Origin of the sequence: Sphingomonas sp. (assembly GCF_035490575.1) — a bacterium.
Classification (GTDB): Bacteria; Pseudomonadota; Alphaproteobacteria; order Sphingomonadales; family Sphingomonadaceae; genus Sphingomonas.
The window spans coordinates 23,485-29,596 of sequence record NZ_DATJLI010000176.1; the positions used below are offsets into that span (position 1 = coordinate 23,485).

Annotated in this window: 8 protein-coding genes and 1 tRNA gene; 6 read left to right on the forward strand and 3 right to left on the reverse strand. The window is 65.1% G+C overall.

Annotated elements, in window-relative coordinates:
* Positions 1–7: 7 nt before the first annotated feature.
* The 4 genes from VL973_RS13500 to egtD all read left to right on the forward strand — a co-directional run bounded on the left by VL973_RS13500 (position 8) and on the right by egtD (position 3,095).
* Positions 8–235 (forward strand): twin transmembrane helix small protein, encoded by a 228-nt coding sequence (locus tag VL973_RS13500; protein ID WP_325284545.1) that lies wholly within the window; start codon positions 8–10, stop codon positions 233–235.
* 4 nt (positions 236–239) lie between these two features.
* Positions 240–809, forward strand: coding sequence for a cob(I)yrinic acid a,c-diamide adenosyltransferase (locus VL973_RS13505; RefSeq protein ID WP_325284546.1), 570 nt, complete (start codon positions 240–242; stop codon positions 807–809).
* A gap of 95 nt (positions 810–904) precedes the next feature.
* The gene (gene egtB, locus VL973_RS13510) at positions 905–2,116 is read left to right on the forward strand and encodes an ergothioneine biosynthesis protein EgtB (protein WP_325284547.1); all 1,212 of its coding nucleotides are present in this window, start codon (positions 905–907) and stop codon (positions 2,114–2,116) included.
* A gap of 1 nt (position 2,117) precedes the next feature.
* On the forward strand, positions 2,118–3,095 hold the full coding sequence (egtD, locus tag VL973_RS13515; protein ID WP_325284548.1) for an L-histidine N(alpha)-methyltransferase: 978 nt from the start codon (positions 2,118–2,120) through the stop codon (positions 3,093–3,095).
* On the opposite strand, the gene VL973_RS13520 is transcribed toward egtD, so the two are convergent.
* Positions 3,092–3,256: a DUF1176 domain-containing protein gene (locus VL973_RS13520; RefSeq protein WP_325284549.1), complete on the reverse strand. Its 165-nt coding sequence runs from the start codon at positions 3,254–3,256 to the stop codon at positions 3,092–3,094. The two genes, egtD and VL973_RS13520, sit on opposite strands and share 4 nt — an antisense overlap.
* Positions 3,257–3,780: 524 nt before the next feature.
* Between VL973_RS13520 and VL973_RS13525 the strand changes: the two genes are divergently transcribed.
* A complete protein-coding gene (locus tag VL973_RS13525) occupies positions 3,781–4,650 on the forward strand; it encodes a 3-hydroxybutyryl-CoA dehydrogenase (protein ID WP_325284550.1) in 870 nt (289 codons plus the stop codon).
* A gap of 67 nt (positions 4,651–4,717) precedes the next feature.
* Positions 4,718–4,791: transfer RNA gene (locus VL973_RS13530), tRNA-Gly, on the forward strand.
* Between the two features lie 9 nt (positions 4,792–4,800).
* Here VL973_RS13530 and VL973_RS13535 read toward each other — a convergent pair.
* The gene (locus VL973_RS13535) at positions 4,801–5,679 is read right to left on the reverse strand and encodes a poly(ethylene terephthalate) hydrolase family protein (RefSeq protein WP_325284551.1); all 879 of its coding nucleotides are present in this window, start codon (positions 5,677–5,679) and stop codon (positions 4,801–4,803) included.
* A 97-nt stretch (positions 5,680–5,776) separates the two neighbouring features.
* A partial coding sequence (locus VL973_RS13540; protein WP_325284552.1) for a PLP-dependent transferase occupies positions 5,777–6,112 on the reverse strand: 336 nt, incomplete at its 5' end.

Sequence of the window (6,112 nt, forward strand, 5' to 3'; positions counted from 1 at the left end):
TCGGGTCATGAACATCTTTCTCGTCATCCTGCTCGTCGCCGCGATGATCGCGACCGTCGTCGCGCTGGTGCGCGGCATCATCGCTTTTCTGCGGACGACGGAGGCCGAACTGAAAGGCGACGGCCCGTCGGCATCGTCGATCAAGTCGAACAGGATGATGCAGTTCCGCGTGTTCTTTCAGGCGCTGGCGGTGCTGATCGTCGTCATCATCATGTTTGCCGCTGGCCAGACCTGAACCCTTGGTCAAGCTGAACAAGATCTACACGCGCACCGGCGATGGCGGCACCACCGGCCTGTCAGACGGCTCACGCGTGTCCAAGGCCGATGCGCTGATGGCCGCGATCGGCGACGTGGACGAGGCCAATTCGGCGCTGGGCGTCGCGATCGTGTTGATGGAAGCGGGGCCGCTTCGCGAGGCCTTGTCGATGGTGCAGAACGAACTGTTCGACCTGGGCGCCGATCTGGCGACGCCGTGGCATCCTGAGGTCGAACCCGAACACGCGCTGCGGGTTACGACCGGACAGGTTTCACGGGTCGAGGGGTTGATCGACCGCGTGAACGCCGACCTGTCACCGCTGACCAGTTTCATCCTGCCCGGCGGTAGCGCCGTTGCCGCCGCCATGCATGTCGCCCGCGCAACCGTGCGACGTGCCGAGCGCAGCATGGTGGCCGCCGCGACGACGCGCGCGCTGAATCCACTGGGCTTGATCTATATTAACCGATTGTCGGACCTGCTTTTTGTTGTAGCGCGATCGTTGAACAAAATGGGCAGTGGAGACGTTCTGTGGGTTCCGGGGGCATCGCGCTGATCGTCTGACACGCTGTCTGGCGCCAGGTCCCGATGTTCGGGAGAGACGTTTTGCACCCCCGCTGCCAGCCCGTTGCCGCGCATGAAACGGCGCGCATGTTCGTCCGGACTCGGGCCTTGAGCGAAGCGCTGGTTGCGCCGCTCAGCGATGCTGACACCACGGTGCAGTCAATGGCCGATGCGTCACCCGCCAAATGGCATCTGGCGCATACGACATGGTTTTTCGAAACGTTTATCCTGCGCGACCATGTGCCCGGCTACACGCTGCATGACGCGCGATTCCCGTTTCTGTTCAACAGTTATTACGAGGCGGAGGGCGCACGCCATGCGCGGCACCGGCGCGGCATGATAACCCGCCCCAGTCTGGATGAAGTGCTGGCGTATCGCGCAGCGGTGACGGCCGCTGTCCTCGATGCCTTCGACACGCTGCCGCCAGCGATCGTCGATCTGATCGAGCTTGGCTGCAACCACGAACAACAGCATCAGGAACTGCTTGTCACCGACATATTGCATGTTTTTTCCGAGAACCCGTGCGAACCGGCGATCTGGACGCCTGCTCGCAAGCAACCGGTCGAAATGCCGCCAGCCATCAACTGGATGCCCGGCGCGGCCGAAGTGTGCGAGATCGGCCATGAAGGGGCCGGGTTTGCTTTCGATTGCGAAGGCCCGCGCCATGCCACGCTGTTGTCGCCGCACGCCGTCGCCGACCGCACCGTCACAAATGGCGAATGGGCCGCGTTCATCGCGGATGGCGGTTATCGCGATGCGCGACACTGGCTGTCCGACGGCTGGGCATGGGTCAAGGCCGATGGGGTCGAGGCACCGCTTTACTGGGCGCAGGGCGAGGAAGGCTGGACGCGCTTTGGCCTTGATGGTCGCCGCGCGATCGACCCCGCTGCCCCGGTCACCCATGTCAGCTTTTACGAGGCCGACGCCTATGCCAGTTGGGCGGGCGCACGCCTGCCGACCGAGGCCGAATGGGAATGCGCCGCCGCCACGCACGATCCGGCCAGCGGCAATCAGATGGACGACGCCGGCCCGGTCGAGCCGCGTCCGTCGACCGGCGGCCCCGCTTTTTTCGGCGATGTGTGGGAATGGACGGGCAGTGCCTATCGTCCCTATCCGGGTTTCCGCGCGGCAGAGGGAGCGGTCGGCGAATATAATGGCAAGTTCATGAGCGGGCAGTTCATTCTGCGCGGCGGGTCGTGCGCGACGCCCCGCGGCCATGTGCGTGCCAGCTATCGCAACTTTTTCTATCCCCATCAGCGTTGGCAATTCACCGGCGTGCGACTGGCAAAGGACCTTTGACATGCTGAAGCCCGAAATCGAGGATGGTCAGGCGAGCCTGGCCGACCCGGCGTTTCGCGCCGATGTGCTGAACGGCCTGAGCGCCCGCCCGCGCGCGATCCCAGCCCGCTGGTTTTACGACCGGCGCGGCTCGGAGTTGTTCGAGGCGATCACCGATTTGCCTGAATATTATCCGACCCGCACTGAAATCGCGCTGCTGGACGATGCGTGCCGCGACATGGGCATCCGGGTCGAGCCGGGCCGGGCGGTGATCGAGTTCGGATCGGGTTCCTCGACCAAGACGCCGCGGCTGCTCGATTGCATCGAGCCGGGCGCTTATGTGCCGATCGACATTTCGGGTGATTTCCTGCGCGCGTCGGCCGCCGAATTGTCGGCGCTTTTCCCCGACCTGCCGGTGCATCCGGTCGAGGCCAATTTCATGCACCCGGTGCCGCTGCCCCCGGCGGTGGCGGACATGGCCAAGCTGGGTTTCTTTCCCGGTTCGACCATCGGTAACATGACGCCCTATGCCGCGACCGACCTGTTGCGGGCGATGCGCGCCAGCATGGGTGAAGGGTCGATGCTGTTGATCGGCATCGACCGGGTCAAGGGTGAGGATGTGCTGGTGCCGGCCTATGACGACGCCGCGGGCGTGACGGCGGCGTTCAACCTGAACCTGTTGGAACGGATCAATCGCGAACTGGGCGGCACGGTCCCGGTCGATGCGTTCCGCCACAAGGCAGTGTGGAATGATGCTGCCTCGCGGATCGAGATGCATCTGGAAGCGACCCGCGACGTTGCGTTCACGGTCGATGGCCGCCCGTTCAGCATGACGGCGGGCGAGACGATCCACACCGAGAACAGCCATAAATATGGCGAGCGTGGCACGCGTGTCCTGCTGCGGTCGGGCGGCTGGACGCCGGTTGCGGAATGGAACGATCCAAAGGGCTGGTTCGCGCTGATCCTGGCCGAGGCGCGCGCGCCCGAAACCGCGCCCTAACGCACCGGCATCGCGCGCCACGTGGTGATATAGTCGATGCTGCCGCGGCATTCGCTCATTTCCGCCTGCTCGATCAGGCGGAAACGTGGGCCGTCCCAGATGAAACGCTGGCTGACGCCGCAATCGCCGATACCGCGCCCCTTGGCATAGCTGGCGAGCACGCCGCTCTCGAAGCCGCCGTTGACGATCGTTGGGACGGCGCGTCTCTTGCCGGTCCCATGCCGCTGGGTGCGTCGATCAGCGCAGGACGGGGCGCAGCTTCGCCCTCGGCCACGAACACGAACACGAACACGATCAGCTTGGTGGCCGGTGCACCGGACAACCCTCCCTTGCCGATCGCTTGCGGGGTGGCCGCGCCGTCAATGTCGATCGCGGCGTCGCCAACATCCTCGCCGGACAGCGAGACCTGCGTCGAACCATCGCTGTCTCGCTCGATCGCGAGCAGCAGGCGCGGCCACGCATCGGCGGCGTCCTGCGGTGCCAGCGCCACGGCCTTGCAACTGGCGACATTGTCGCAACCGACCGCCCAGTCGCGAAAGGTCCGAAGCGCGCCGGGGCGCGGCGCGCCATTCGGCAAGGCGGGGGACAGCATCAGGGCGGCGGCAAGGATCAGCGACGGCATAGCCAGCCTATCGTCGACCCGTTAGAGGCTTGGAGCAATGCGTAAATATTCGGGAGTGATGCGATGCAGACCGTTGGCGTGATCGGCGCGGGCCAGATGGGGGCGGGGATCGCCCAGGTGTCGGCACAGTCGGGCTACCGCGTGCTGTTGTCCGACGTGGACAAGGCGCGCGCCGAACAGGGCAAGGCAGGCATCGCCAAGCAACTGGCCCGCGCGGTCGACAAGGAAAAGATCAGCGCCGCCGACCGCGACGCCGCGCTCGACCGGATCGAGTGCGTCGACGATGTATCCGCCATGGCCCCATGCGAACTGGTGATCGAAGCCGCGACCGAGCGCGAGGCGATCAAGCGCCAGATTTTCGAGGCCGTGGGCAAGGTGTTGTCCGACACTGCGATCCTCGCGTCCAACACCTCCTCCATCCCCATTACCCGCTTGGCACAGGCATCGCCCGATCCGGCGCGGTTCATGGGCGTGCACTTCTTCAATCCGGTGCCCGTCATGGGCCTGATCGAACTGATCCGCGGCCTCGCCACCGCCGACGCCACCGTCGATGCGGTCGAGGCGTTCGGGCGAAAGCTGGGCAAGGAAATCGTCCATGCCAATGATGCGCCGGGCTTCATCGTCAACCGCGTGCTGCTGCCCATGCTCAACGAAGCGTGCTTCGCGCTGGGGGAAGGCGTGGCGAGTGTGCGCGACATCGACACCGCCGTCCGGCTGGGCCTCAATCACCCGATGGGACCGCTGACGCTGGCCGACTTCATCGGTCTGGACACCTGTCTGGACATCTGCCGCGTGCTGTTCGAGGGGACGGGCGACCCCAAGTTCCGCCCCGCGCCGCTGCTGGTCAAATATGTCGAGGCGGGCTGGGTCGGCAAGAAATGCGGGCGCGGCTTTTACGACTGGACCGGGCCTGAGCCGGTGCCGACGCGATAAAGCATGGGACTTGCGGGGCGAACGCGGCGCGGCTAATCGACGCGCTCGCCCCGGCGATCGTGAACGGGCGGGTATAGCACAATGGTAGTGCAGCAGCCTTCCAAGCTGAATATGCGGGTTCGATTCCCGCTACCCGCTCCAGCCGCCCGGTCAGTCGATGTTCTTGCGCTCGATCGTCAGGCGCTTGTCGGTGCAAAATCCGCAACCGGCGCCCTCGAACTTCGCCGCTGCCGTCGTGTCGCCCCATAGCTGCCATTCGAGCCAGGCGCTGACGACCTCTGCCGCGATGCCGCCGTTTGGCTGCATATAGGTGCCGCCGTGCCCGACGGGGATATTGACCACCGCCGCCGGGATACCCGTCAGGCGGCGGTAATCGTCCATGCCGTTTTCATAGGCGATGTCGCTTGGCCCGCCCAGCACATAGAGCGCGGGTTTCCGCAGCCCTTCGACCGCGCTTTTGGTCACGTCGACGCCGTTGATGGCGCGCGCGCCGTCGTTGAACACGCCGCTGTTCATCACGACGATGGTTTTAACGCGCGGGTCGGCTGCGTTCATCAGTGCCTGCAGTCCACCGCAACTGAAGCCGGAAATCGCGATGCGGCTGATGTCGATTCGCCCGCGCAGGGGGCTGCCCACCCGCTCATTTTCCGCCACGGCCCAGTCGATTGCGACCTTGAGCGCGCTGGCGGGAGTGGATGCGGTCAATTGTCCAGCCGGTCGGGCACCCTCGGCCACCGGCTTGTCATCGGCGGGGATTGTGCCGGGCGCGATCGCCAGATAGCCGTGCGAGGCGATGTCGAGCAGGTGATTGCGCGAACTGGTGCCGTCGGCGCTGCACGCACCGTTGCCGAATACATAGACGCCCAGCTTGCGGCCTCCCAGCCGATCCAGCGATTGCGGGCGATAGACGACATGATCGGGCAGGGCGGGCAGCGATTCGAACTGTGCAGGCCAGCGGCCCGAACCGGGCGTGGTCGCCGGTTCGGGCTTTTCGGCCTGTTGCGCTGCCAGCGGTGCCGCAGACAGCATTAGCGCCGCGATGACGAATGATTTGAACATAACCTCTCCTGATTGCGATCATATCTGATTCATCAACCGGGATATGGCGATGCGGACGAGCCTGCAATCAGACTTGTTCGAGCGCCTGTTCGAAATCGGCGATCAGGTCGTCGGCATCCTCCACGCCGATCGAGATGCGAACCAGATTGTCGGTGATACCCAGCGCCGCCTTGCGCGCATCGGGCACCGACAGGTGCGTCATCGCCGCCGGGGCCGATGCCAGCGTCTCGGTTCCACCCAGGCTGACCGCCAGCTTGGCGATCTTGAGTGCGTCGAGGAACGCGAACGCCTCCCGCTCACCGCCTTTGAGGTAGAGCGAAAAGGTCGAACCGGCGCCGGTGCAGTGGCGGGCATAGATGTCGGCCTGTCGGTCGTCTTTCAGGAAGCCCAGATAGCCGATCCG

Bases quoted from the DNA above. Each gene is read 5' to 3' on its own strand.
- VL973_RS13500 (WP_325284545.1), top strand. From the start codon at position 8: ATGAACATCTTTCTCGTCATCCTGCTCGTCGCCGCGATGATCGCGACC.
- egtB (WP_325284547.1), top strand. From the start codon at position 905: ATGTTCGTCCGGACTCGGGCCTTGAGCGAAGCGCTGGTTGCGCCGCTC.
- egtD (WP_325284548.1), top strand. From the start codon at position 2,118: ATGCTGAAGCCCGAAATCGAGGATGGTCAGGCGAGCCTGGCCGACCCG.
- VL973_RS13525 (WP_325284550.1), top strand. From the start codon at position 3,781: ATGCAGACCGTTGGCGTGATCGGCGCGGGCCAGATGGGGGCGGGGATC.
- VL973_RS13535 (WP_325284551.1), bottom strand. From the start codon at position 5,679: ATGCTGTCTGCGGCACCGCTGGCAGCGCAACAGGCCGAAAAGCCCGAA.